This window comes from Paenibacillus sp. UMB4589-SE434, assembly GCF_030226685.1.
Taxonomy (GTDB): Bacteria; Bacillota; Bacilli; order Paenibacillales; family Paenibacillaceae; genus Paenibacillus_B.
Genome location: NZ_JASOYK010000001.1, coordinates 2,156,151 through 2,182,901, shown reverse-complemented (window position 1 = coordinate 2,182,901; position 26,751 = coordinate 2,156,151). Strand labels below are relative to the sequence as shown.

The 26,751-nt window shown below is 48.0% G+C and carries 20 protein-coding genes; 18 read left to right on the top strand and 2 right to left on the bottom strand.

Annotated features, from left to right (window positions below):
• The first annotated feature begins 6 nt into the window (after window positions 1-6).
• From QP775_RS09135 to QP775_RS09120, 4 genes are all read left to right on the top strand, one after another.
• Window positions 7-690 (top strand): site-2 protease family protein, encoded by a 684-nt coding sequence (locus tag QP775_RS09135; protein ID WP_239328605.1) that lies wholly within the window; start codon window positions 7-9, stop codon window positions 688-690.
• Between the two features lie 106 nt (window positions 691-796).
• Window positions 797-1,564: an RsmE family RNA methyltransferase gene (locus QP775_RS09130; protein ID WP_239328725.1), complete on the top strand. Its 768-nt coding sequence runs from the start codon at window positions 797-799 to the stop codon at window positions 1,562-1,564.
• Between the two features lie 2 nt (window positions 1,565-1,566).
• Window positions 1,567-2,913: a tRNA (N(6)-L-threonylcarbamoyladenosine(37)-C(2))-methylthiotransferase MtaB gene (gene mtaB, locus QP775_RS09125; RefSeq protein ID WP_239328604.1), complete on the top strand. Its 1,347-nt coding sequence runs from the start codon at window positions 1,567-1,569 to the stop codon at window positions 2,911-2,913.
• A 192-nt stretch (window positions 2,914-3,105) separates the two neighbouring features.
• Window positions 3,106-3,531: an NUDIX hydrolase gene (locus tag QP775_RS09120; RefSeq protein ID WP_285105313.1), complete on the top strand. Its 426-nt coding sequence runs from the start codon at window positions 3,106-3,108 to the stop codon at window positions 3,529-3,531.
• 62 nt (window positions 3,532-3,593) lie between these two features.
• On the opposite strand, the gene QP775_RS09115 is transcribed toward QP775_RS09120, so the two are convergent.
• Entirely contained in the window at window positions 3,594-4,556 is a 963-nt protein-coding gene (locus QP775_RS09115) for a Na/Pi cotransporter family protein (RefSeq protein ID WP_239328602.1), read from the bottom strand.
• An 18-nt stretch (window positions 4,557-4,574) separates the two neighbouring features.
• Here QP775_RS09115 and QP775_RS09110 point away from each other — a divergent pair, with 18 nt between their 5' ends.
• The 8 genes from QP775_RS09110 (at window position 4,575) to QP775_RS09075 (ending at window position 21,234) form a co-directional block, all read left to right on the top strand.
• Window positions 4,575-4,730, top strand: a complete 156-nt coding sequence (locus QP775_RS09110) for a hypothetical protein (RefSeq protein ID WP_285105310.1) — start codon at window positions 4,575-4,577, stop codon at window positions 4,728-4,730.
• Window positions 4,715-6,118 carry a class I SAM-dependent rRNA methyltransferase gene (locus QP775_RS09105; protein ID WP_285105780.1) on the top strand — a complete coding sequence of 468 codons (1,404 nt, stop codon included), beginning with the start codon at window positions 4,715-4,717 and terminating at the stop codon, window positions 6,116-6,118. The genes QP775_RS09110 and QP775_RS09105 overlap by 16 nt, the downstream gene beginning before the upstream one ends.
• A 375-nt stretch (window positions 6,119-6,493) precedes the next feature.
• Window positions 6,494-10,015, top strand: a complete 3,522-nt coding sequence (gene addB / locus QP775_RS09100) for a helicase-exonuclease AddAB subunit AddB (RefSeq protein WP_285105308.1) — start codon at window positions 6,494-6,496, stop codon at window positions 10,013-10,015.
• Complete coding sequence (gene addA, locus QP775_RS09095) at window positions 10,008-14,204, top strand: helicase-exonuclease AddAB subunit AddA (RefSeq protein ID WP_285105306.1); 4,197 nt, start codon at window positions 10,008-10,010, stop codon at window positions 14,202-14,204. The genes addB and addA overlap by 8 nt, the downstream gene beginning before the upstream one ends.
• A 30-nt stretch (window positions 14,205-14,234) precedes the next feature.
• The gene (locus QP775_RS09090; protein WP_285105304.1) at window positions 14,235-15,437 is read left to right on the top strand and encodes an exonuclease SbcCD subunit D; all 1,203 of its coding nucleotides are present in this window, start codon (window positions 14,235-14,237) and stop codon (window positions 15,435-15,437) included.
• Window positions 15,434-19,033 (top strand): AAA family ATPase, encoded by a 3,600-nt coding sequence (locus QP775_RS09085; RefSeq protein WP_285105302.1) that lies wholly within the window; start codon window positions 15,434-15,436, stop codon window positions 19,031-19,033. The genes QP775_RS09090 and QP775_RS09085 overlap by 4 nt, the downstream gene beginning before the upstream one ends.
• A gap of 490 nt (window positions 19,034-19,523) precedes the next feature.
• Complete coding sequence (locus QP775_RS09080; RefSeq protein ID WP_285105300.1) at window positions 19,524-20,246, top strand: hypothetical protein; 723 nt, start codon at window positions 19,524-19,526, stop codon at window positions 20,244-20,246.
• 520 nt (window positions 20,247-20,766) lie between these two features.
• Window positions 20,767-21,234, top strand: coding sequence for a hypothetical protein (locus tag QP775_RS09075; RefSeq protein WP_285105298.1), 468 nt, complete (start codon window positions 20,767-20,769; stop codon window positions 21,232-21,234).
• Window positions 21,235-21,297: 63 nt separating this feature from the next.
• On the opposite strand, the gene QP775_RS09070 is transcribed toward QP775_RS09075, so the two are convergent.
• Window positions 21,298-22,050, bottom strand: coding sequence for a molybdenum cofactor biosynthesis protein (locus QP775_RS09070; protein ID WP_275444569.1), 753 nt, complete (start codon window positions 22,048-22,050; stop codon window positions 21,298-21,300).
• Between the two features lie 256 nt (window positions 22,051-22,306).
• On the opposite strand from QP775_RS09070, the gene QP775_RS09065 reads away from it, so the two are divergent.
• The 6 genes from QP775_RS09065 (at window position 22,307) to QP775_RS09040 (ending at window position 26,616) form a co-directional block, all read left to right on the top strand.
• Complete coding sequence (locus QP775_RS09065; protein WP_239328593.1) at window positions 22,307-22,657, top strand: histidine triad nucleotide-binding protein; 351 nt, start codon at window positions 22,307-22,309, stop codon at window positions 22,655-22,657.
• A gap of 180 nt (window positions 22,658-22,837) precedes the next feature.
• Entirely contained in the window at window positions 22,838-23,011 is a 174-nt protein-coding gene (gene rpsU / locus QP775_RS09060) for a 30S ribosomal protein S21 (RefSeq protein WP_005547957.1), read from the top strand.
• Between the two features lie 15 nt (window positions 23,012-23,026).
• Entirely contained in the window at window positions 23,027-23,470 is a 444-nt protein-coding gene (locus QP775_RS09055; protein ID WP_028544927.1) for a GatB/YqeY domain-containing protein, read from the top strand.
• A 177-nt stretch (window positions 23,471-23,647) separates the two neighbouring features.
• Entirely contained in the window at window positions 23,648-25,045 is a 1,398-nt protein-coding gene (locus QP775_RS09050; protein WP_483312009.1) for an NfeD family protein, read from the top strand.
• 88 nt (window positions 25,046-25,133) lie between these two features.
• Window positions 25,134-26,120, top strand: coding sequence for a flotillin-like protein FloA (gene floA, locus QP775_RS09045; protein WP_239328591.1), 987 nt, complete (start codon window positions 25,134-25,136; stop codon window positions 26,118-26,120).
• A gap of 10 nt (window positions 26,121-26,130) precedes the next feature.
• A complete protein-coding gene (locus QP775_RS09040) occupies window positions 26,131-26,616 on the top strand; it encodes a hypothetical protein (RefSeq protein ID WP_239328589.1) in 486 nt (161 codons plus the stop codon).
• Window positions 26,617-26,751: the final 135 nt, after the last annotated feature.

The following is a 26,751-nucleotide window of genomic DNA, read 5'->3' as shown; positions in this document are numbered from 1 at the left end:
GAGTTCATGGGAGATTGGAACAACTTTTTTGCAGTACCATTAGACACACTGCCTTTTCTGCTGTTGGTCCTCATGATTGCATTCACAGTTCATGAGTTTTCTCATGCATTCTTTGCATGGAAATTCGGAGATCCGACAGCCAAAATGCTTGGCCGCGTATCATTGAACCCAGCCAGACATTTGGATGTGTTAGGTACGTTATTGTTTGTTATCGCAGGGTTTGGGTGGGCTAAACCTGTGCCAGTCAATCGCGACAATTTTAAAAATCCGCGTCTGATGGGAATTATTGTGTCTGCTGCAGGACCGATCAGTAACTTGCTGCTTGCTTTTATCAGCATGCTGGTGCTTCATTTGTGCGCAAAGTTTGGCTGGGTTGATTTTAATGCTGTAGATCGTGTTCAGTTGGCGCTGAAAATATTTTTCCATTACTTGATCATGTACAATATTCTGTTATTCTTGTTTAATTTGATTCCGCTGCCGCCGCTTGATGGGTATCGTATACTAGAGGACCTTGCACCGCGCAGCATGCGACTTAAGTTAATGAAGTTTGAGCAGTGGTCGGTCTTTATCTTTTTGCTGATCGTCTTTCTTCCGCCATTACGTCGTGTGACACTTGATCCTTTATTTGATCTGATTCAGCCGATTTATATGCTGTTCTCACGGGCGGCTTACTTCCTGGTTGGTGTTTAGTCTTTATTTCAGTTAGTATAATGTGCCGGATTCGCCCTTGTTACAAAATGTTGTAAACGGTGGCGATCCGGCTTCAAAACGTGTATGATGAGGGATGTTGACCACGATGCAAAAATATTTTGTCGCTCCCGAGCAATTCGGAGAGCATTATATTGAAATTAGCGGGCAGGATGCCCATCATTTGACTCATGTGATGCGCACAAAGGAAGGCGATTTATTTATCGTAAGCGATGGGGAAGCTCGCGAAGCGCTTGTAGAGTATACTTCTGTTGAGGCGGGTGCGGTGAAAGCACGTATCGTCGAAATGAGGGAACTTGATCGTGAGCCGCATTACGATGTCGTCATTGCGCAGAGTCTGCCGAAAGGCGACAAGATGGAGCTCATTATTCAGAAGTGCACAGAGATTGGGGCTGCGTCATTTGTTCCTTTTGTATCGGAACGCACTGTGGTGCAGTACGATGCCAAGAAGGAAGCGAAGCGTATCGAGCGTTGGAGTAAGATTGCTAAAGAGGCAGCAGAACAGTCTCACCGTAATCGTGTACCCTCGATATCTTCCAGCATGAGTTGGAAGCAGCTGCTTCAGCACGTGGCCAGCTATGAGCTTGTGTTGTTCTGTTATGAGGACGAGCGTGGCACCCAGTTGCGGGATATTATCCATCCATTTGTAATGGAACGCCGTGAACATAAAGGGAATGCCAAAGTGATGATTGTTGTAGGTCCGGAAGGCGGATTCGCACCGCGCGAGGTGGAGGAGATCACCAGCGCAGGTGCTCGTTGTGTTGGGTTGGGACGCCGCATATTACGTGCGGAGACAGCAGGTATGCTGGCACTCGCATGCCTGCTGTACGAGACTGGTGAGATGGGGGGAGTGTGAACATGCCATCGGTAGCATTTTACACATTAGGCTGCAAAGTTAACTTCTATGATACCGAAGCCATCTGGCAATTGTTTAAGTCAGAAGGGTATGAGCAGGTTGATTTCGAACAGACTGCTGACGTGTATCTAATTAACACTTGTACGGTTACGAATACTGGCGACAAGAAGAGCCGCCAGATCATTCGACGTGCGGTTCGCCGCAACCCGGATGCGATTATTGCGGTGACAGGCTGCTATGCGCAGACATCGCCTGCAGAGATTATGGATATCCCGGGAGTAGATTTGGTCATTGGTACGCAAGACCGCGAGAAACTAATGGATTATGTGAATCAGCTTCATGCAGAGCGCAAGCCAATTAATGCCGTACGTAATATCATGAAGACCCGGGCATTTGAGGAATTAGATGTGCCTGACTTTGCTGAGCGTACGCGTGCATTTTTGAAGATTCAAGAAGGATGCAATAACTTCTGTACGTTCTGCATTATCCCATGGTCACGTGGATTGTCCCGCAGCCGGGAGGCTGAAAGTGTACTTAAGCAAGCACATCAACTAGTAGCTTCAGGTTACAAGGAAATTGTGCTTACAGGTATTCATACAGGCGGCTACGGCGATGATATGGAGAACTACACGTTAACCGATCTGTTAAAGGATCTGGACAAGGTAGAGGGGCTTGAGCGGATTCGTATCAGTTCCATTGAAGCGAGTCAGATTGATGACGGTATGATTGAAGTGTTAGACAAGTCTACCAAGATGTGTCGTCATCTTCATATACCGCTGCAAGCTGGAAATACAGAAGTATTAAAACGTATGCGCCGTAAGTATACGACTGAAGAATTTGCGGACAAGATTGCCCGAATTCGAAAAGCTATGCCTGACGTAGCGATCACTACTGACGTGATCGTTGGCTTCCCTGGGGAGACGGACGAACAGTTCCGTGAAGGGTACGAATTTATGAAGCAAGTTGGATTCTCAGAAATGCATGTATTTCCGTATTCAAAGCGTACGGGTACGCCTGCCGCAAGAATGGAAGATCAAGTAGACGAAGAAATCAAGCATGCACGCGTGCATGAACTGATTGACTTGTCGGAAAAGATGCAGCTCGAGTACGCGGAGCAATTTGTAGGCCAAGTGGTCGATGTAATTCCAGAGCGGGATTCCAAAGGGGCATCTGGACAAGGCAAGGTAATGGGTTATTCAGATAATTACTTGCAAGTGCTGTTTGACGGAGATGAATCTTTGATTGGCAAGCTGTGCCGTGTCAAGATTACGGAACCAGGCGTTAATGAATGTCACGGGGTACTCGTACGTGTATTAGATGCGCACATGGATCAGGCAGCTAGCATGTAAGAGATGAATAGGCAAGTCACGGAGGATTTCAGTTCCCTATTCTGGGAGAGGATGAAATCCTCCTTCTTATGGGCTAGTATGTGAGTAAGGATGTGTACATACCCTCTACACCAATAAACAGCTTGCGTTTAGTGCCAATCTGCACAAAATAGAGTTCAACTATATCTTATCAATGACGGGAGGCATCAGTGTATGAAAGAGATATCTGCTGGGGGTGTAGTTTACCGCACACGTAGCGAGCAGTTGGAGATACAACTTATCCAAGACCGATATGGTAAAGTGTCGCTTGCCAAAGGTAAGATGGAGCCCGGCGAAACAATTGAACAAACCGCGCTTCGTGAAATTGTAGAGGAAACCGGAATCCGCGGTCGAATTGTAGCGCCAATCAACGTGATTCATTATCAGTACGAGCATGCGGAGCATGGAACTGTGGACAAAGAAGTCCATTATTACCTCGTTGAAGCCGAAGAAGGCGAACTTCAGGCGCAAGTAGAAGAAATTCGCGGTGTGAATTGGTACAATCCGGATGAGGCTTGGCAGCTTCAACAAGAGTCGGGTTATGACAATAACGATGATATTGTACATGGAGCGTTTTCCCTCTTGGGTATTCGCATCTAACAGAGCCACAATTTTGTTGATATTAAGATATCGTGCCGCAATGAGCGATGGATTAGTTTGGGTTATATACGCTTCCATACCGGTAAATAACAGAAGGGGAGCGCGAGGAGTGAGCTGCCGATGTTAAATATGGTCTGGGCGCGTGCAATCTGTGACGCTGCTTCTGGTGCTAACATAGCGGATACGGCATGCAGCTGATGCAGCAGCGGGAAGAACAGCAGTGCCCCACCTACATTTAACGCAACGTGGCTCCAAGCTACATACTGACCACTTCGACTTCCCCCTATGGAGGCGATAAGCGCAGTAAAGCATGTGCCAACATTCGAACCGATCACGATAGCAATGCCTACCTCGACTGGCAATGCTCCGGTGGCGGATAATCCCATGGCCATGGCTATGATGGCTGCGCTGCTATGCACGAGCGCGGTAATGACCATGCCGGCTACAAGCGCCCAGAGCAAGCTGTCTTGCGAGCGCTCAAGAAACCAGCTAAACACACCGCGCTGTTGAAGCGGCTCACTAATCGATTTCATCCATTCGATGCCAAGCAGTATAAAGGCGAAGCCTGCAGTTGCGATTGATGCAAATTGCAGCGGCCGCCACCAATGTTGAATGCGAGGAATGAGATTGGGAGCAATATCATCCGCAATCACACTCCACATCCACGTTGTCAGGGATAAGAGAAGCAGCGGCATGGCATATTGATTAATATTCAGCCCAATCAGCTCAGTTGTTAGACATGTGCCTATATTCGTACCGAGTATAATGCCTAACGTGCGGGAAAATGCCATCAGCCGCGCATTCACAAGCCCGATCGAGATAACCGTAATCGCTGTGCTGCTCTGCATAACAGCAGTCATCAGTGAGCTGAACATCATCCCGTGAAGAGGTGTCTTGGTTGAAGAGTGCAGCATGCGCTGCATGTATGGACCTGCCCATAAATGGAGGGCGAATTCCATCGTTTTCATGCCAAATAGAAATAACGCCAAGCCTGCGATTAACGGCAGTATCATTTCGTTGAACATAAGCAAACTCCTTTTGAAATGCTCAATGGCACAACCATTTTTAAATATAAGAAGTTCCTGCCTTACATTAATCAATATGTATGCTCGTCCGCAGACAACCATGACAAGCTGATGGAGTCTAGCAGCGTAATGAGCACACAATACGGAGGAGAATTCACATCGAAGCAGCAGTAAGCCACCAACGACCACAGGTAGTACTGACACGTTCACGTAAGAAGCGTACGGAGCGTTCTCACCCATGGGTATATCAATCCGAAATTGAACGAATCGTCGGGCAGCCAGAGCCAGGTGCACTAGTAGATGTCATTACTGATAAAGGGAAATATTTGGCAACAGGCTACTATAATGCAGCCTCACAAATTACGGTCCGCATCGTGTCTTACGAACCTGCTGTACAAATGGACACAGCTTATTTCGCAGAACGTTTCAGTGAAGCGCTTAAGCATCGTAAGCGATTTTTGTCAGGAGCAACAGCGTACCGTTTCGTGTATGGTGAGGCCGACTTTCTACCAGGTCTAGTAGTAGATCGCTTTGATGACATACTGGTCGTCCAGATCGTTACGCTTGGCATGGACGTTAGACGAGAAGCGATCATTGAAGCGCTGGTACAGGTACTCGAACCAACAGGAATATATGAACGCAGCGATGTGCCCATTCGCGAACGTGAAGGGCTTGAACAGCGGACAGGACTGCTATTCGGAGATTGCCCGCGCCATGTTCAGGTACAGGAGAATGGACTAACGATCGAGGTGGATATCGTAGAAGGTCAGAAGACTGGTTATTTCTTCGATCAGCGTGAGAATCGAGCATCTATTGAGCCATTAATGACGGGATGGGGCGAGCGCAGCGGCATACGTATGCAGGAAGTGGATACAGAACAAGGTATTCAGACACTGCCTGTTAATGCTAAGGGCAAGCCTGTGACGTTCCCATGGTGGGATGGCGCTACAGTGCTGGAATGCTTCGCGCATACAGGCAGCTTTACGCTTCATGCCTGCAAATATGGAGCCAAGTCGGTGACTTGTCTTGACATCTCGGATCATGCGATCCAAAGTGCCAAGCGAAATGTAGAACTGAACGGCTTTACTGAACGCGTGGAGTTCGTAGTGGCTGATGCCTTTGAATACTTGCGTATGCAGGTGCGTGGTCAGGAGGAGCGGTTTGAGCGGTCCGCTACAGCGTCTTCGACGGGAAAGAAAAAGGTGGATACGTCTAAGCCGATTACCGCGAGCGGCGGCAGAACCTGGGATGTTGTTATTTTAGACCCGCCTGCCTTTGCCAAGACTAAAGGAGCAGTAGAAGGCGCATCTCGTGGTTATAAAGACATCAATCTGCAAGGCATGAAGCTTGTAAATGAGGGTGGCTATCTAGTTACAGCAAGCTGTTCGTACCATATGCGACCAGATCTGTTTATGAACGCGGTTCTAGATGCGGCTCAGGATGCAGGGAAAGTACTGCGTTTGATTGAGTGGCGTGCAGCCGGCAAGGACCATCCACAGATTGCTGGTGTTGACGAAGGTCATTATTTGAAGTTTGCTGTATTTGAAGTGCGATCGAAATAGAAAAGAAAGATAACAGGAACCAATAAACTTTATTTTTTAAAATTGGCTGCTAAGCACTGGCTTAAGCGCCTGAGCGCCATCCAAGGGTAGAGGATTTCACTATCTATGGATGGCTTTTTTATGTCGTGCGGGCTCACAACAGCAGTTGAAAGAAGTCAAATTCGATACGCTGTTCGTTCTCTAATCTTGCATGCTGCGGCAATCTTTACAAACGAGTGTTCTTATAATTGTCATGTTATAATGGTACCTAACAAGCAGATGGTGAACGCTGTGCATAACAAATCGTGTTATTTATTGGTAGCGTGTAAAATCGAAAAATTATTCATGTACCATTTATGTATACAACAATAGAGGAAAATGGAGGGGGAGATGGCGATGGCGTTAACATTTATGATCGGCAGATCAGGCAGCGGCAAGACCACCGCTGTACTGAACCGGCTGCACGAGCGATTAACCGCATCTCCGGAAGGTCCACCGCTTATTTTGCTAGTACCCGAACAAGGAACTTTCCAAATGGAGCATACGCTTGTGAAGTCAGAAGGACTGAATGGCTTGCTGCGTGCTCAAGTGTTTAGCTTTCGGCGGTTGGCCTATCGTGTGATGCAGGAAACGGGCGGGGCCTCATTAACCCCAATTAACGAGGAAGGCAAGAAAATGCTGCTGTATAAAATATTACAGCGGCATAAACAGGACCTACCCTTGTTTGCGGGAGCTTCTGAGCAGTTCGGCTTCATTGATAAGTTAAACTCGTTATTTGATGAGATGAAACGCTACCGCATTCAAGCTGCAGACGTAGAGGAGCAATTGTCTTTGTTGAGCGGGACAAGCGGGCATCCCCTGCTCTCCGCAAAGCTGCATGATATTGCGGGTGTGATGCATGAATTTGAAGCGGAGTTGGCTCATCACTATTTGGATGGCGAAGATGTACTGATGCGCCTTGCAGAGAACGTGCCTCATTCAGCTTATATTCGTGAAGCAGAAATATGGATAGACGGCTTTCATGGTTTTACACCGCAAGAGCTGTCTGTATTAGCAGCACTTTTACTTCATGCGAAGCAAATTCATCTGACATTAACGCTAGATCGCCCTTACGAACGTGGAGAGCTTCCACAAGAACTGAACTTGTTCCATCCTACAGCAACGACTTATTGCAAATTGCAGGATATGGCTGACACATTAAGTGTGCCCATTAACGACGTGATCTGGCTCCGAGAAGCGGAAGGCAGGAGGCTGCCGCGTTTTAATTCAGTGCCGATGTTAGCTCACTTGGAACGCAGCTTTGAACGGCGCAGGCCATGGCAGGAGGCAACAACGCAACTAGAGGAACAGCAAGCGATATCGGTGCATGCCGCCGTAAACCGCCGTACGGAAGTTGAAGCAGTGGCGCGGGACATGCTGCGTCGCGTTCGCGGCGGCGAAACTAGATGGCGGGATATGGCTATAATGGTGCGTAATATTGGGAATTATGCAGAACTGATCCAGACTGTTTTTACTGATGCGGATATTCCTTTTTTTATGGATCAAAAGCGTGGCGTTCTGCATCATCCGTTCGTAGAGATGACTCGTGCTGCACTGGATATTATGCTTGGATATTGGCGTGCGGATGCTGTGTTTCGTTTTGTGAAGACTGAGTTTATTCTTCCGGAGGATGGTTCGATTACTAGGGCCAATCTGGATCGGTTTGAGAATTATGTACTGGCCACAGGTATCGAAGGATCACGTTGGACAAATGGCAGGCCATGGCCCGCAGTGCCTTCTCTGTCATTGGAAGAACACGATGACCTTGATATATCGGCAAAACAGGCTCCGGCTTGGGTTGAACAGTGTCGTCAGTTGATCACTGAGCCTGTTGCTGACCTGCAGCATACATTGGCTCGTGCGCAAAATGTGCGCCGTATGTGCGAGGGCTTGTATCAGTTCTGGATGAACTTGCAAGTTCCGCAGCAATTGGAACGTATGAGCACAGAAGCACTTCTGAACGGTGACGTGCAGCGTTCACGTGAGCATCGTCAAATGTGGGGAGCGGTACTGGATATTCTTGACCAGATGGTTGAGATGGTCGGGGATGAAAAGATGTCGATCGAAAGCTTTGCTGGGATGCTCGAGACTGGGTTCGAGAGCGTTAAGCTTGCACTTGTGCCGCCAGCTCTTGATCAAGTGCTGATTGCAACGATGGACCGTACGAGGTCAGGTCAGATTCATCATTTGTACATGTTAGGAGTAAATGATGGCGTTATTCCGGCGCGACCACTCGAAGAAGGGGTGCTGACGGAACATGAGCGTGACGTATTGCTTGACATGGGAATGGAATTAGCCCCCGGCATACGGCGCAAGCTGCTTGACGAGCGATTCCTGATCTATAATGCGTTGTCTGCTTCGTGCAGCAGTCTGTGGGTGAGTTATGCACTTGCTGATGAGGAAGGAAAATCACTGATTCCGTCAGAAGTTATCCGTATGCTGCGTACGATGTTTCCGCATGTACAGGAGCAGCTTCTCATGACGGAGCCTAATGAATTTATGTCTGAATCAGAGCAGTTCGCATATGTATCGCATCCAGAGACTGCGCTGCGGCATTTGATTGCTCAACTGCGCGAATGGAGGCGTGGGCGGGAGATTGCACCTGTCTGGTGGGAGGTTTATCGCTGGTTTCAATCCAATCCCAGATGGCATGACCGCTTAAGCACGCTGGTGGGTTCGCTTGTGTACCGAAATCAGGTACAGCCATTAGAACAATCAACAAGTCGGATGCTGTATGGCAAGAAGCTGCGGACGAGCGTGTCACGTATGGAACGTTTTGTTGCTTGTCCATTTTCCCATTTCGCTTCGCACGGTTTAAAGCTGAAGGAACGGCAGTTATATCGTTTAGAGGCACCTGATATTGGTCAATTGTTCCATGCGGCATTAAGCCGTTTCGCAACCGACTTAAAGTCAGACGGCCGTACTTGGGCGGCTTTAACACCCGATGAGTGTCGAGCAGAGGCAGATCGAATTGTAGACATCCTGGCACCGCGCCTGCAAGGGGAAATTCTGCTCAGTACGAAGCGATATCAGCATATTTCTCGTAAGTTGAAGCAGATCGTCAGCCGGGCAGCATCGGTAATCGGCGAACATTCAAAGCGCGGAGAATTTGAACCATTGGCATTGGAAATGGACTTCGGCCCTGATAAGCCGCTGCCCCCGCTTATTTTTACGTTAGCTAATGGTTGTACGATGGAGATTGTTGGCCGAATTGACCGTGTGGACTGCGCCGATAGTGAACAGGGCATTTTGCTGCGCCTTGTAGATTATAAGTCTAGTGCGACAGATCTCAAGCTGCACGAAGTGTATTATGGGCTGTCCCTACAGATGCTGACTTACTTGGATGTGCTGTTGACCAATGCCGAAGAATGGATCGGGCAGACAGCTCTTCCGGCAGGAGCGTTATATTTTCACGTGCATAATCCTTTGCTTGCAGCATCCAATGGCATGGACGAAGACCAAGCTCATGAACAACTGCTGAAGAAGTTCAAGCTTAAAGGTCTTGTGCTGGCCGACCGCGAGGTTGTATCCAAGATGGATGCTCCGTTAGAGAAGGGGTATTCGGATGTGATTCCGGTAGCCGTCAAGCAGGATGGCTCATTTTATAGCAATGCAAGCGTCGCGACGACTGAGCAGTGGGATCTGCTTCGTCATACCGCACGCAATGTAATTCAGCGTATCGGTACGCAGATTACCGAAGGAGATGTACAGATTGAGCCTTACCGGATGGGGACACACAAAGCGTGTGATTTTTGTGATTTCAAGCCTGTATGCCAATTTGATGAACTGGTAGAGGGTAATCAATATAATCAGCTTCCGAAGTTAAGCAAGGAAGAAGTATGGATCAAGCTGCAGGAAGGGGGAAGGGAACATGAGTGATACAGATAAACAAGGGCATGCAGCTTTGTCACTTGATCGCTTGGACGATGTAGATGTAAATGTTGAAACAAGAGGCAGCAATGATGTCGGGACTGTACGGGAACTGATTATCACAGATGCAGAGTTACAAAAGAATGCCGTTCATCAGTCCGAGCACGAGCAGATAGCTGTTAGCCTTCCTCCTAAGCCGATTGGCTCCAAATGGACAGACGAACAGTGGCGTGCTGTCGTTGATGGCGGTCGACATATCCTTGTTGCTGCTGCGGCAGGTTCAGGTAAGACAGCAGTACTAGTGGAACGTATTATTCGTAAAATTAGCGATGAGAGCAACCCTGTGCATGTCGATCAGTTGTTGGTGGCCACATTTACCAAAGCGGCTGCGGCGGAGATGAGGGAACGTATTCGCCTTGCGCTCGAAGGAGCGCTGGAGCTCAATGCTGAATCAGAGCATTTGCAAAGGCAGTTGGCACTGTTGAATCGTGCTTCTATCACAACACTGCACTCATTCTGTCTTGAAGTGATCCAACGATATTTCCAAACGATAGGTCTGGACCCCGCCTTCCGTGTCGCGAATGCTACCGAAACGGAAGTCATCCGGCAAGATGTGCTGCAGGATCTTTTTGAAGAGCTTTATGCAGAAGAAGATGAATTGTTCCGCAGACTTGTGGATTGGTTTAGTGGAGAACGAAACGATGAAGCTGCTTTTCGTCTGATTCAGCGACTGTATGATTTTTCACACAGTCATCCTTGGCCGAATGAATGGATTAGCGGTATGGTGACGTCCTTTAAAGCACAGTCAATAGAAGAATTATCCCACACGCCGTGGGCGGAAAGTGTAATGAAGGACACAAGGCTAGGTCTGAATGCAGTTGTAGAACTGCTTCGTCAAGCCCTACAGCTGACGACAGCGCCCGGAGGGCCGGAACCTTATCAAGCGGCGCTGCAGCCTGAATTGGAGGCTGCTCGTGCCATTATGGAAGCTGCAGAACGTCTCCCTTGGCACGAGATGAGCGGCAGTATAGAGCAGCTTGAGTTCGGCAGATTGGCGGCCTGTCGCGGAGATAAGTATGACAAATCACTGCAGGAACAGACGAAGCGGCTTCGTGATCAGGCGAAAGCGCGGTACCAGCAGCTTCGTGAGGAATTGTATCGCCGGACGCCAGCGCAATTTCTCAAGGAACTGCATGAGATGGCCCCGCTGATGGATAAGATGGCTGGTGTCGTTAAGGCATTTGGCGAGCGTTACGAGCTAGCCAAACGGGCTAAGGGTTTACTTGATTTTTCTGACTTGGAGCATTATTGCTTACGAATTTTACGTACAAAGGATTCAACGGCAGCTCGTACGCTTCCTTCTGATGCAGCGCTGCAGTACCGGGAACAGTTTGTAGAAATTTTGTTGGATGAATACCAAGATACGAACATGGTTCAAGAAGCCATTGTTAACTTAATTACACGTGATGGTGTTGGGAATCGATTTATGGTCGGTGATGTCAAGCAAAGTATTTATCGTTTCCGACTTGCGGAGCCAGGATTGTTCTTGGCCAAATATGAATCGTACCGTCCAGGTCGCGAAGGCGAAGGCACGAGGATCGATCTTGCGCGCAATTTCCGGAGTCGCAAGCAGGTGGTAGATGCGGTTAATATGCTGTTTAGACAGGTGATGAACAAACAGGTGGCAGAGCTTGAGTATGATCAAGCTGCTGAACTGCAATTCGGCGCAGTATATTATCCAGAATCGTCTGACAGTGCAGGAGAGCCTCAAAGCGTTGCGGCAGAGCTGCTGCTCATTGAGAAGGGTAGTCGGGTAGAAGCAGTTCATGAAGAGGACGACGATGTGGCTGTTGATGAGGTGATGGCTGATCATCCGGCAGCTCCGGCTGTAGACGCCGCTGAACTGGAAACGGCACGCTTAGAAGCTCGTGCAATTGCTGCACGGATTCGACGGATGCTAGGTGATGAGGGAGAGTCGCCGTATCTCATATTTGACGGCAAGCTGCAGCGTATGCGTCCGGTCACATATCGGGATGTCGTAATCTTGTTAAGGGCTACATCAGCCTGGGCGCCTTTAATGGTAGAAGAGCTTCGACTTGAAGGAATCCCGGCATATGCGGAGTTCAGTACAGGGTATTTTCAGGCTACTGAAGTTGAAGTGATGGTGTCATTGCTTCGTGTAATAGACAACCCTTATCAAGATATTCCGCTTGCTGGCGTGCTTCGCTCACCTATCGTTGGCCTGACAGCAGAGGAACTGGCACAGGTTCGTCTGTATGGATCAAACATGCCTTATGCGGACGCACTTCAATTGGCTGCTGATGAGCCAATAGAGACTCCGGCTGGTGATGGCTCATTGCCGCATGACGAAACGGGATATACGCAGGATCAGCCACATCTTAGTATGAGCACTAGAAATCGAATTCGCTCTTTCCTACAGCAATTGGAGAATTGGCGGAACGAATCGCGGCAAGGCTCATTGTCTGAATTGATCTGGCGAATTTACCGCGAGACAGGATATTTTGAATGGATTGGCGGGCTTGCTGGCGGTACGCAGAGACAAGCTAATCTGCGTGCTTTATATGATCGTGCACGACAATACGAGGCTTCCTCCGTAAGAGGACTGTTTCGTTTTCTGCGCTTCATAGACCGGATGCGTGGTACTGGCGGCGATCTTGGCACAGCAAGAGCGTTGGGTGAGCAGGAGGATGTCGTTCGTATTATGACCATCCATAAAAGTAAGGGGTTGGAATTTCCTGTTGTATTTGTTGCAGGGCTTGCCAAGATGTTCAACCAGCAGGATTTGAATGCTTCCTTCTTGATGCACAAGCAGCTTGGATTTGGACCGAAATACGTTGATGAGGCGACACGAGTCACCTATCCCACGCTGGCTAATTTAGCAATACGGAGACAGATGAAGCTGGAATTGCTTGCGGAAGAGCAGCGTGTTCTCTATGTAGCTTTAACGAGACCTAAAGAAAAGTTGATACTTGTCGGTACGGTTAGCGATGCCGTAAAAGAAATTCGCCAGTGGGGTGAGGCGCTTGATATTAATGAGATGCTGCTTCCCGATTATATGATCGCACGGGCCAAGTCCTACTTGGATTGGATTGGTCCGGCGATCATTCGACATGCTGCCGCAGCAGATTGGCGCAATTATGCAGGGCTTCCCAATCGGAACGGTGAATGTATGCTGGAAGAGACAGCGCAGTGGAAATTGTCTATCGTATCAGCATCTGTGCTGGCGCTGCAGCTTGATACAAGCGCTGAGGATACGCTTCCGCAAGTGATGGCAGAGCAGTTGGAGCGACTCGTACAGTTGGATGAGTGGACTGAAGTCGAAGACCCATCGAATCCATCATTTCGGCCTTTCATAGAGGAGCGGTTAGGGTGGCGCAACCCCTATCGTATTGCGGAACTACTACCTGCTAAAACATCGGTTACCGAAATGAAGCGGCTGTTTACACAAGAGGAGTGGCCAGAATCTTCATGGGTACAGGCTGTCGGTGACGACAGGCAGGATGAGAAAGATCCAATGGCGGGATATACGCTCCATTTAAGGCGACCGCGCTTTATGGAGAATACTCGGCTTACAGCTGCTGAAAGAGGGACGGCATATCATTTCTTGATGCAGCATTTGCCGCTGGACCTTCAAGCAGGTATGACAACTGACATTATAAAGGCGACAATTGTGGGCATGGTGGAGCGAGACTTGATGTCACAGCCTCAAGCTGATGCCATAGATGCAAATGCAGTACAAGCATTTTTTGAGCATGATATGGGTCGCAGATTGCTGGGCAGTAAGTTGGTTTATCGTGAAATGCCATTCAGTTACGGGTTGACGGCAACAGAAGCCTATGCAATCGAAATGAACCAAGTGGAAACGGATATGGGTGATAAGCTTCGTTTTGTTGCGACATCAACCTTTGCCGCTCGTGATGATGCAGGCTTGCTGGACCATGAGACAGTGCTGGTACAAGGTGTAATTGACTGTTTGTTTGAGCATGAAGGCAAGCTTATTTTACTGGATTTCAAGACAGATCGTGTACGCGCTGCGCGCGGGGGAGTTCAAGCTTTAGTTGACCATTATCGCTTCCAACTTGGTCTGTATGCACGAGCGATCGAGAAAATATGGAAACGGCCGGTGGATGTACAGGTGCTTTACTTTTTTGATGCCAAAGAAGCACACATCCTTTAGAAGAAGATACAGGAAAGGAGGCATGTATACATGCGGATATTGCATACGGCAGATTGGCACTTCGGTCGTACCCTTGAAGGGAGAAGTCGTTTGGAGGAGCAGGCAGCATTTGTTGACGAATTGGTTGACTTGGCAGATGAAGAAGGTATCGACCTGATTTTACTGGCGGGTGATGTATATGATTCGGTTAATCCGCCTGCTGCCGCTGAGCTGCTGTTTTATGAAGCGATTGAAAGACTTTCTAAGCGTGGTACACGTCCGATTGTCATCATATCAGGCAATCATGATCATCCGGAAAGATTGGCAGCGTCTGCGCCGTTGCTGCGCCATCAAGGCATCTTCATTGTAGGACAGCCAACAGAGCAGCCCGTATTCGTGCCGATAGAAAGAACCGATGAGCAGGCAGTCATCGCTGCGTTGTCTTATCCGTCAGAGTCAAGACTGAAGCAGCTGCTGTCAGTGGACAACGATGAAGAGTCCATCCGGACGGCATATAGTGCAAGGGTAGGTCAATTGCTGGCAAAGCAGGCACAAGCCTATCGTAATGATAGTGTTAATCTGATGATGAGCCATCTGTATGTACTTGGTGGCAAAGAAAGTGAATCCGAACGTCCGATTCAAGTAGGCGGAGCTTACACTGTTGATCCCAGTGCTTTTGACGTATGCAGTGAGTCAGGCAGCAGAGCCCAATACACTGCTTTGGGACATCTTCATCGACCGCAGCGGGTGAAAGGACCCGGCGTTATCCGATACAGCGGGTCGCCGATTGGGTACAGCTTCTCTGAGGCGGGACAGACAAAGTCTGTAACGATTGTGGAGATTAGCCCTGGAACTACAGCGGCTGAGCCTGTTGAACATTATTTGAGCGCAGGAAGACCGCTAGCCAGTTGGCAAGTTAAAGGTGGTTATGGTGAGTTGTGCACATGGTTGGATGAGGGGCGTGATCGTAATGCATGGCTGGATGTGAATTTACATTTGCAGGAAGCGTTGACGATGGAACAGATTCAGCATATTCGCAAAGCGCATGCTGGCATTGTGCATATTCGCCCGGTATATCCAGAAATGCAAGAAATTCAGGCAGAGGCTGGACGCCGCAGCGACCTGCCAGTACAAGAACTGTTCCGTCGTTTTTACGAAAGGCAGACAGGTGGGGCAGTACCTGATGATGCATTAATCAAACTATTCCTAGAGCTCGTAGGTGAGAGAGAACATGCGGAGGAGGTGGACGCATGAAGCCGATAGAACTGGCTCTGTCAGGGCTTCAAAGTTATCGTGAAGAACAACGAATCGACTTCCGAACTTTGAGTGAAAATGGGATTTTTGGCATATTTGGCCCTACAGGCAGTGGTAAATCTACCATTTTAGATGCCATTACACTGGCGCTGTACGGCAAAGTGGAACGGGCGACGAACGGAACGCAGGGGATTATGAATCAGGCAGAGGATCAACTGTCAGTTTCGTTTGCGTTTCAATTAAACGGTGTTCAGAGTTCGCGTATGTTTCGTGTAGAACGACGGTTCAAGCGGACAGGGGAGGCTACTGTCAGCAATACCGTAAGTCGGTTCATTGAAATAACATCTGATTCAGAGACGGTACTTGCAGACAAGCTTGCAGATGTGACTCGGATGGTTGAGTACCATATCGGATTAAAAATGGACGATTTTACTCGTGCGGTAGTATTGCCACAAGGGAAGTTCGCAGAATTTCTTTCGCTGAAAGGCAGTGATCGTCGTCAAATGCTGCAGCGACTGTTTTCGCTGGAGCAATATGGTGACGAGTTGGCAAGCAAGCTGTCTCGTCGTCTGAAGGCTACGGAGGCAGAAGTTAATTCTTGTGCAGCGGAACAGCAGGGTTTAGGAGATGCATCCGCAGAGGCGTTGACTTCTGTAGAGTCTGAGTTGACAGCCGCAGCCGCAGTGGCAGAAGCGGCACGTGCTGCTAAAGAGGCAGCTGCTTTACAATATCAAAAGCTTGCTGAGCAAAGAGATCGCCAAGCCGATCGCGTCAGCATCGCAAATCAACTGGCTCAATTGGAGCAGCAAGCAGATGCTGTAACGACCCATGAGCTGCAGTTAAAAAGATCTGCGGAAGCAGAATTGCTGGCTCCGTATGCACAAGAAGCGGGACAGTCGCAGCTCCAATTGCTGCAGGATGAGGCTAAGCTTAAGCAAACGGAACTTGCTGCTGCAGCAAGTGAAGAGGAATGCAAGGCAGCAGAGCATGCCGCAAACAAAGCGCTGCTTGTAAGAGAGCAGCAAGAACCTGTGCTGCTTCATCGAATCGAGCAGCTAAAGCAGGCAGCGGAGTGGCATGAGGAACTTGTGCGTTTGCGTCAAGATGCTGAACGAACACAGCTTGTGCTGGCACAAGCACAGGAGACAACTAAGAAGTCGGGCGTAGAGATCGAACGTTTTACACAGCTTATCGATAAGGCGGGTACCCGACAAGCTGAATTAAAACAACAGTTAAAGACGTTGGATCGGCCATTGGCTGAACGTGAAGCATTTCAATCAGCATGGCTTTCAAAGGAGCGTTTGGTTGAGCTGCAAGCCAATGCTGTGCAGTTAGAAGCGCTCAATCAACTACAGGCTAACGCTGTAAATACAATTGAGCAGGAGATTGGGCAAGAAGTCCTGAACATTGTAGAGTGGGGGCACCCGGTACCGGCTTGGCGTCAATCTGTGTCATGGAAAGAGCGGCAATGGAAAGATAATGGCAAACGGCTGCTGCTGCTGACAGATCGGCTGAATGGCTTGTCAGCTTGGGCTGCACAGCATGTCCAGCACAGAACGAAATCATTACTGGCTGCTGAGCTTGCCAGCAGCTTGACGACTGGAGAGCCGTGTCCCGTATGTGGATCGGTTGATCATACATCTAATCGTGCGCACGTAGATCTTACTCCTGACATCGAGAGCTATCGGGTCCAGCGAGCAGCTGGGGAACAACTGCTGGAGCAATGTCAGCAGCTGCGTGAACAGGTCAAATCGCTGTTAACTGAATCAACAGTTTCGTCTGAGCGTTGTTTCATACTCCGTCAAGAATTGCGAGAGCGGCTTGCGGATGTTGGCAGCAAAACTGCGGCACTACTGGGAGACAAGCTGGCTGAACAGATTGCTGCAGGACTGGAGAACAGCAATAGCTATGATGCTGTGACAGGTGGGGAATTTGACAATACATCCGGCATACACCCTGATGCAGCTGTTACGGTCGAAAAAGTAAAGCGAGCTTGCGTTATTCTGGAATCAGAATGGGCAAGCGAAATGACAACAGTTGCTGCTGGTCAGCAACAATATGAGGAGATGTCTGAGCAGATTGAAATGATCGGGACACTTCATGATCAATTAACAAGTGAACTGGAATCATCTGTCGGCCTGAAAGATTCACTTATTCACCAATTGGATGCGCATTTATGGCAGCTGCAGCAATTGTCTTCCAAAAGAGAGTCTGCGCGGGCAGTGCATGCAGAGACTAAGGTGCAGCTATCTGTCCTACTTTCACGCGTGTCTGAGTTGAGTCGTGTATACGAAGAAAATTATAGCCAATGGCCGTACGAGCAGCTGGATGAACTGCGCGCACAGTGGCTGCTTCGTGATCAGGAGGCGGAAGATTGTCGTCAGCGCATTGACCGCAGTGTAACCTATTTGGAAGAGACACAGGCACAATATCGAGCATGCGATCTTCAACATCGCCAGGCAGAGATACAAGTGATTCAAAGTAATGCCGAGCTCCAAAGTGTGGTCAGAATAATGGAAGATCTAGACAAGCGTGTGGAGCCATGGCTGGTGCCAGGACCAATTACTGACCAGGTTATACAAGCTGAACGTCGATTAACTGATATCCGTGCCAACGCGGTACAGCTTACAGCTACCGTTGAAGCGGCTCGTCTGGCTGAGGCCAACGCCAAGGAACGGCTTGCACTTGCCAGACAGGCGTATCGATCGGCTGTGGAGCGTGCGGAGCAAGCAGCTGCCAAGCTGCAGCTGCAATTAGACAAGACAGGCTTTGCAACTGCAGCCGAAGCTGAAGCTTCGCTGCTGCCCATGCAGCAGCGCGAGGATTTGCAGCAGCAGGTGAAGCAGTATCATGAACGATGTCAAGACCTTTCAAATCAATTGCGGAGACTCGATGAGCAGCTGCAGGGCATTCAGATCAGCGAGGAGGACTGGCAGGCATGTGTCGAGACATGGGAACTTGCGCAGCAGCAAGACGAGGCGGCATTGTCAAGCCGTGCAAAGGCCGAGCGAGATGTGGAACAGCTGCGCAGCAAGCATAGTCGTTGGATGGCTTTGGAGCAGCGGCGCAGTGAAGGACAGTCGCTATTGAGCAGGCTGCAGCAGCTGCAAACTGTATTCAGGGGTAATGCATTTGTAGAGTATGTTGCGGAAGAGCAGCTTCTTCAAGTGAGCCGAGCGGCCTCTGAAAGACTAAAGGTGCTAACGAAGCAGCGATATTCGCTTGAAGTGGACTCGGGTGGTGGCTTTGTTATTCGTGACGATGCCAATGGCGGAATTCGACGTCCTGTCTCTACGCTGTCTGGTGGAGAGACGTTCTTAACATCGCTGGCGCTGGCCCTTGCTTTATCCGCGCAGATTCAGCTTAGAGGCATGTATCCGCTCGAATTTTTCTTCTTGGATGAGGGATTTGGCACGTTGGATCCGGAATTACTTGATACGGTTGTGACTGCATTGGAGAAGCTGCATACAGATCGGCTATCTGTGGGTGTGATCAGCCATGTGCCCGAACTAAGAGCTCGGCTTCCGCGCAAGCTGGTTGTACAGCCTGCGGAGCAAGCTGGTAGAGGGTCGCGTATCATGTTGGAGAGCATGTAGAGGACAGAGCGAAAGTGTGTATTACCAGTAATGTAAAGGGATATGGGCTTGGAGCAGATATCGATGTGATGGCCTTTAATGCAAGTGACGGGTTCTTGCCTTCTATTCACTGGAGAACTTAGTGGACAGTGATTAGAATTATTAATTCCTTGCTGTTTCTGGTCGTACATTTTCTGTAACGAAATGGATATTATTACGAAGTAAATGTGAGCTTTGTCACAGTTACAGTTTCAACCTACTGTTATAATACAGTTAGCCGACATCTTTATTGAATGGCACCTCGGTGATCGTATTGCTTGTGTAAACATTTTGACTCGTTTGCAGAAGAAATACGCTCACAGCGTTCAAGCGCTGCCTGCGTTTTGCAGGGTACGAGGTGTCTTTTTTTTGTTTTTATTTTGAGCCATATGAATAGTTGTCACCCCTCTGGGCCTAGGCGAATATCCTGCATTATTCAGATTACTTCTGCATGCATCAAGAGGAGGTTACTATGGAAAAAAAGAAATCGACAGGCCCAATCATTGAAAAACCAACTGGAGCTGGAAACGGGGCTAAAGCAGGGATAGGGACAGGATCAAGTGCAGGTGCAAATCAAGGAACAAATCAAGGAACAAATCTAATCCCAACCTCGAGTCCAGCGAAGAACCAAGCGTCTCTATCGCCGTCTGTTCCTATAAAAAGTCAAGTGCCCGTCTCCCCGCAGTCAGCATCTCCAGCCGCTCAAGTTGATTATAATTTGGAACCTGCTTCTACCCCATCCATGTTTCATTTATGCAAAATGCATATCAACAAAAACGTGCAGTTGACTACTGTGGATAACAATACTTATACAGGGATGATTACACACGTTGATGAGCAATTTGTTCATCTTGCGGTCCCAAATGGGCATGCTCAACATGCCTCGGCAGGGCTGCCGATGGGATACTCGGAACCAGTGCCTTGTCAGCCTATGTGCGGCTGCCAATCTTCGAATTACTCACCTTATATGTTCCGCGATCAATCTTACAGACCGTCATATGGCTATTATCCTTATCACAATTACGGTTCACCATATGCTCGTCCGCCGTATTATGGGTATGGGGGAGGCTATTACCCTGGTTACTATCCAGGTTACTACCCAGGGTACAATCCATATGGTTATGGCTCTGGTTATGGCTACAATCCCATCATTCTCCCTTTGGCAACCCTAGTTGCCTTAAGCTTAATACCTTAACATCAATCTATGAAAAATGAATTATTATCGAACGTGCCTGGTTATCGCAGAGGGGATATCCTAATGTGAAATCAGGTTTTTTTGTGTGTAAAGTAATATAGGTGTCTTTTTTATGAAAAAATATCGACAATTGTTTGAACTTTGGAGTATAATGGATATAAATAAGGCGAAAATGTGAACGAGTCCGATTGACTGTAGTCCGCGATGGAGATCTTGTGTAGGCAGCAGGAGTGCAGCGCTGATTGATGTAAGTTACGGAGTGCTTTTTCTTTTCGCAGCGCACGCTTTAGATCTAAGCACTTCCATTAATGCTATATTTCCATCAGTCGCAGCACCTACTTCCTTGACCTTTCTTCATTTTCTGATTTTCGCTTATCCTAATATTCCACGATATTGCTTTTTACATCATAAGTTTAACAATCTCACTTTTAAAATGAGGCATCCCTTGGTTTCTAACTTAATTTACCGTTCTATGTTGACAACGCTTACAAATGACTAAATAACGAAAGGGGCGGTTGACATGCCAGCAGCTAACAAGCCGTTTAAGATCCAGTACCCGACTTCTAACATACAGGCGGTGGCGGTCGTTATACTAATGATTGCGAGCTTATTTAATGCACTTCCGTTGCTTAGAACGAATTATGTAGCTGAGGTTATCTGGGCGCTTGCAGCGTGGGAGCTCGTGTGTCTTTCTTATCTGGGGTTTGTAATTCACAAGATGAAAAGAAAACCGAGCAGCTTATCGTTGCAAGAAGATGAATTATGGGTTGAAGGAGTCGCATATAAAGCGAGCGAGATTCGAGATGTAATTATAATGGGCCGTCACAAACCATCAATTGGAGTTAAGTTGATAGGCAAAAGTTTTGTGCCGATGAACCTCTGCTTCAATTTCACAGAAGGTGAACAGGAAGGGATCAACGCAATTCGAGATTGGGCGGAGCGTCATCAAGTGAAGCTTCGACAGAGCTTTTTTATTAAATGGATATAATAATCAACATTCAAGAACAAGCTGACTAACGGCATTCCCTGCATCGGGATGCCGTTAGCTGCATTATGGCTTGTCTCCAGCAAGGGGATTCCATGGTCCGGGTCCGAGTTGGTGTCCTACCCACTCTGAACCATCCTCCCATATCTCCTTTTTCCAGATGGGGACAACTTGTTTTAACCTTTCAATGGCGTATCGGCTTGCTTCATAGCAATCAGTGCGGCGGGGCGTCGACACGGCAATCACTACACTTGATTCACCGATATGAACCGTACCCAGCCGATGAGTAATAGCCGTTGCTGCACCTGGCCAGCGTGAGGTTATTTCGTCGCCGAGAGAACACAACATATGCAGCGCCATTGGGATATAAGCTTCATAATCCAGCTGCAACGTCCGCTTGCCGCCTGTATGCTCACGTGTAGTACCGATAAACACAAGGGCGGCTCCATGGTCTGGGTGCGACACCTTTCCCGCAACCTTCTCCACTTCAATCTTGTTGTATGTCAGTTCGTATCGACCGTCTTCCGTGCTCATAGAGGCTGCATCTGGCTCTGCGTGAGGTACAATCCCATCCCCACCGGATACAGGTGGAATAAGAGCGAGTTCTTGAACTTCAGTAACAGATTGGCTGTCTGCAGCATATCGCTGATCAACAGCCATAAATGATTGTTGGATTGCATATTCCGCTCGAGGATAAAGCATGCTAAGCTCCTGTTTTAATTGTGCAACAGTAAGCGAAGGCGAATCACTTGCTAATGATACTTCTGAATTTCCAACCAGATCGGCCAATCCGGCAAATAGCTGCACTTTGTAGGGCATACTCCATCTCCTTGCTTTCCCATGCATAGTGGGTTGAACTGTACTACTTATTATAGGGTGCAAATATATTAGCGTCCATGTCCATACCGAGAGCTCAAGATCGCACTAGCCTAACACAATTTCGCAAAAATTGGACGTTTTTAACGTTTTTCGGTATTATAATAAGACAAGCCTATTTGCAATGATCTTTAACACTGGTTTTGATCTATATACAAGTGTAAAAGGTATGCCATACATAAAGGGAGGTTATTCTAGAATGGATTGCATTTTTTGCAAAATTATCGAAGGTTCTATTCCTTCCAAGAAGGTATTTGAAAATGAGCATGTAGTTGCGTTCCATGATATTGGTCCTAAGGCTCCCGTACATATTCTCATTATTCCGAAGAAGCATATCGCTACCATGAACGATGTGGAAGGCGAAGATTTCGCATTGATCGGAGAAGTGCATAAGGCAGCTCAACAAATCGCGCGTGAGACGGGCGTAGCTGAGACTGGCTACCGTTTGGTTAACAACTGCGGCAAAGATAGCGGTCAGTTAGTATTTCACATTCATTACCATTTGCTTGGCGGCGAATCTCTGGGAGATTTGGTCGGCCCAAAGGCGTAACAACGGAGTAACCAGATACCGTTCAAGATTGCGAAACAACTGTAAAAAAATACGTTAAATACGTAATTGTTTACAGTTGGTATTCGCGAGGTTGACACTATATTTCTGTTTCACATATAATGTAGTTTGATGAACCGTGATTTGTTCTTGGAACGGTCTGGTCGGAGGGAGGGAAAACTGGTGTCTGAAACTAAAGTTCGCAAAAACGAGACAATCGATGCTGCACTCCGTCGCTTTAAGCGCTCCATCGCCAAAGATGGCGTGTTGGCTGAAGTTAAAAAGCGTAAGCACTATGAAAAGCCAAGCGTCAAGCGCAAGAAGAAGTCCGAGGCTGCTCGTAAGAGAAAGTTTTAGGAGGAACATGTAATAATGGATCTGAGCCAAAGATTGAACGAAGATATGAAGCAAGCGATGAAGAGTCAAGACAAGTTCAAACTCTCCACCATCCGGATGATTCGTTCGGCGATCAAGAATGTTGAGATAGATGTAAAAAGAACTTTGAATGACGATGAAGTGCTTGAGATTCTGAGTCGTGAAATCAAACAGCGGAAAGATGCCCTCCAAGAGTTCGAGAAAGCAAGTCGGTTCGACCTTGTGGATAACGTTAAAGCAGAGATTGACATATTGTCGGTATACCTTCCCGCACAACTGTCCGAAGAGGAATTACAAGTCATTGTACAAGAGACCATCCAAGAGAGCGGTGCTTCTTCGAAGGCGGAAATGGGGAAAGTAATGGCTGCCCTCATGCCTAAGGTGAAGGGGCGTGCCGACGGCAAGCTTGTCAATGCCATTGTGCAACAACATCTGCAATAAGCGAATTAAGACAACTTTTCGATGAGACAGAAACACTCCTTGTTACAAGGAGTGTTTTTTCTTTGTCAGCTCCATGTAAACCTGAAACGCTAAGGTAGTTTTTCACGTATTACTTCGTATGATCAAAAAGATTACGTTTATATATACAACGCAAGGGGAGGTCGAGGGGTGATACATTTGCATTGGCAGTTTATAAAGCGCTTATGTGCAAGTGCAGTGCTGCTGCTTGTAGTAGCAGGTATGGCTGGATTAGGCATCGTGCCGCAAGCACAGGCGCAGACGTTAGCCCAGTCTAAGGTTGCATCGACAGGCTCTGGGCAAGTAGTTGTTATTCCACTTAAGGGAACCGTTGATCCGGTCATGCATACCTTCATGAAGCGTGCATTTCAAGAAGCGGAAGCGCTTCAAGCGGAAGCAGTCGTCATTGAGATGGATACACCAGGGGGGAGATTGGATAGTGCCTCCAAGATTGGACAGCTCATTGCAGACAGTCCGCTGCGAACGATTGTATTTGTACACGGCAAGGCAGCGTCTGCGGGCAGTTACATCGCGCTCAACGCCGATGAGATTGCGATGGCGTCTGGAAGCGCAATCGGCTCAGCAGCGATTGTTAACGGAAACCATGAGTTGGTAGAGGATCCTAAATTAATCGCCATGTGGATTAGTTTGATGCAGGGAGCTGCCGAGAAGAATGGTCGTGATGGTCTTATTGCCAAGGCGATGGTTGATGTAAAGTCTAAGATTGACTTGCCAAGCATCAGCAAGACGAAGCAGCCCGGCGAAGTGCTGTCGATGAACACCAAAGAAGCACTTAAGTCCGGATATGCGGAATATGAAGCATCTTCCGTTGAGAATGTACTGCAGCAAGCGCAAATTAAAGATACTCAATTAATGCCAATTAATATGCAAGTATCTGAACAATTGGCGATATATTTAACAAACCCGATTATTGCTACGATCTTGTTATTTATTGGTATTGCGGGTGTTGCCATCGAACTTATCGTACCAGGCTTTGGAGTACCAGGCATTTTAGGCATTGTTGGATTTGCTCTTTATTTCTTCGGTGCATACGTTGCTGGTCTGGCCGGAATGGAGACAATCGTGTTATTCATCATAGGTCTGGTGTTGTTGGCATTAGAACTTTTTGTACCAAGCTTTGGTATACTGGGTATATTGGGCGGAGCCAGTCTGATTACTGGAGTCGTACGTGCAGCGTACGATACGTCTAACGCCTTGTTGTCACTAGGGATTGCATTTGTAGCGGCAGTTGCTGTTGTCATTGTAACTGCACGGATCTTTAAGCATAAGGGAATTTGGAACAAGTTTATATTAAAAGATAAGCTGACTGCTGAGGCAGGTTACGTTTCGCATTTGAATGAGGAGACGCTGCTGCATCAGATTGGGATTGCTTTAACCTCGCTTCGTCCAGCGGGAACAGCCATGTTTGGTGAACGTAAGGTGGACGTGGTTACAGATGGAACTTTTATTGACAAAGATAAGTCAGTGGAAGTTATACAAGTGGAAGGTGTTCGCGTAGTAGTCCGCGAAGCTGTTAATCACCACGAAGAGAAATAAGCAAGGGGTAAACCAATGTAGTTCCTTCTTCCTTTTTACCATATAAAGGATTGGGATAGATGAAAAAAGATTAAGTGGAGGTACACACATGGACCCATCAATCATCAGTATTTTGCTTATTGCGGTAGTTGTAGTTATCGTATTGAGCGTATTTCTTAGCTTCTTCCCGGTCATGCTCTGGATCAGTGCCATTGCATCGGGAGTCCGCGTAGGCATTATTACGCTTGTGGCAATGCGCCTTCGTCGTGTAACGCCTAGTCGTATCGTTAATCCGCTAATCAAGGCTTCCAAAGCTGGTCTTGGATTAACCCTCAATCAGTTGGAAAGTCACTATCTGGCCGGTGGTAACGTTGACCGTGTCGTGAATGCATTAATCGCTGCACAGCGGGCGAACATTAACCTTGAATTCGAACGCGCTGCAGCGATCGACCTTGCTGGTCGTGACGTACTGCAAGCTGTTCAAATGAGCGTTAACCCTCGTGTCATCGAGACACCGATTGTGGCTGCCATGGCGAAAGACGGTATCGAAGTTCGCGTTCGCGCTCGCGTTACTGTTCGTGCTAATATTGATCGCCTTGTCGGTGGTGCTGGTGAGGAGACCATTATTGCCCGTGTAGGTGAGGGTATCGTTACGACGGTTGGTAGTGCGAACACTCATAAAGATGTTTTGGAGAACCCGGATATGATCTCCCGTACTGTGTTAGGCAAAGGTTTGGATGCAGGAACTGCCTTTGAGATCTTGTCTATTGATATTGCGGATGTAGATGTAGGTAAAAATATCGGTGCAAACCTGCAAACGGAACAGGCAGAGGCTGATAAGCGTATCGCGCAAGCGAAGGCGGAAGAACGTCGTGCAATGGCGGTTGCGCTTGAGCAAGAGATGCGTGCTCGTGTCGTAGAGATGCGCGCGCGCGTCGTGGAATCCGAATCACAAGTCCCACTCGCAATGGCAGAAGCATTGAGTTCTGGCAAACTCGGGGTAATGGACTACATGAATCTGAAAAATATTGAAGCGGATACGCATATGCGCGGTTCGATCGGCGGTAAAGGTACCGATCCTAAATCAGAAGGCTAGGCGATAAGCCATGGAGAAAATAATTGACCTTGTGTTTAGCAATCCGATTATTGCCATTGCCATATTAGGTTTTTTGTTTTCCTTGCTAGGCAAGGGAAAGAAGCAAACCAACCGTATGCCGAGCTTTGGCGGGGACCAGAGAGCGGGAGATTCATCCGGACGACAATCGCATGGCGAGCAGGATGATGAGGGTGAGCAGTTGTTTGAAGAGCCAGCTCCGCAATCTCAGACGCTAATGTCGGAGTCGCCGTCGTTGGCAGCAGATTCTTCCGGTACAGCTATGCGGACTTCGTCCAGCTATCAAGAGCGTCAGGCCATGAGTCATCGAGCAGTGGCGACTCGTGACAGCATGCATGCGCCTAATCCAATTGAAGAAGATGAGATTCAAGATGAGTGGCAGCAGGCAGGTGTATCTGTAGAAGATGCGCGTCGTGGAGTCATTTGGGCTGAGATCATTGGTCCGCCGCGTTCGAAGCGACCGCACGGGCAACGATAAATAGCAAAAAAGAACACACATACTCCGATAGTTAAGGGTGGTAGTAGGCCCTTTGATCGGAGTATGTGTGTTTTGTTTTGGGGCGAAAACGATCGTTTTGATGCGATATGAACTTAAGTACTGTCCATTTTAGTA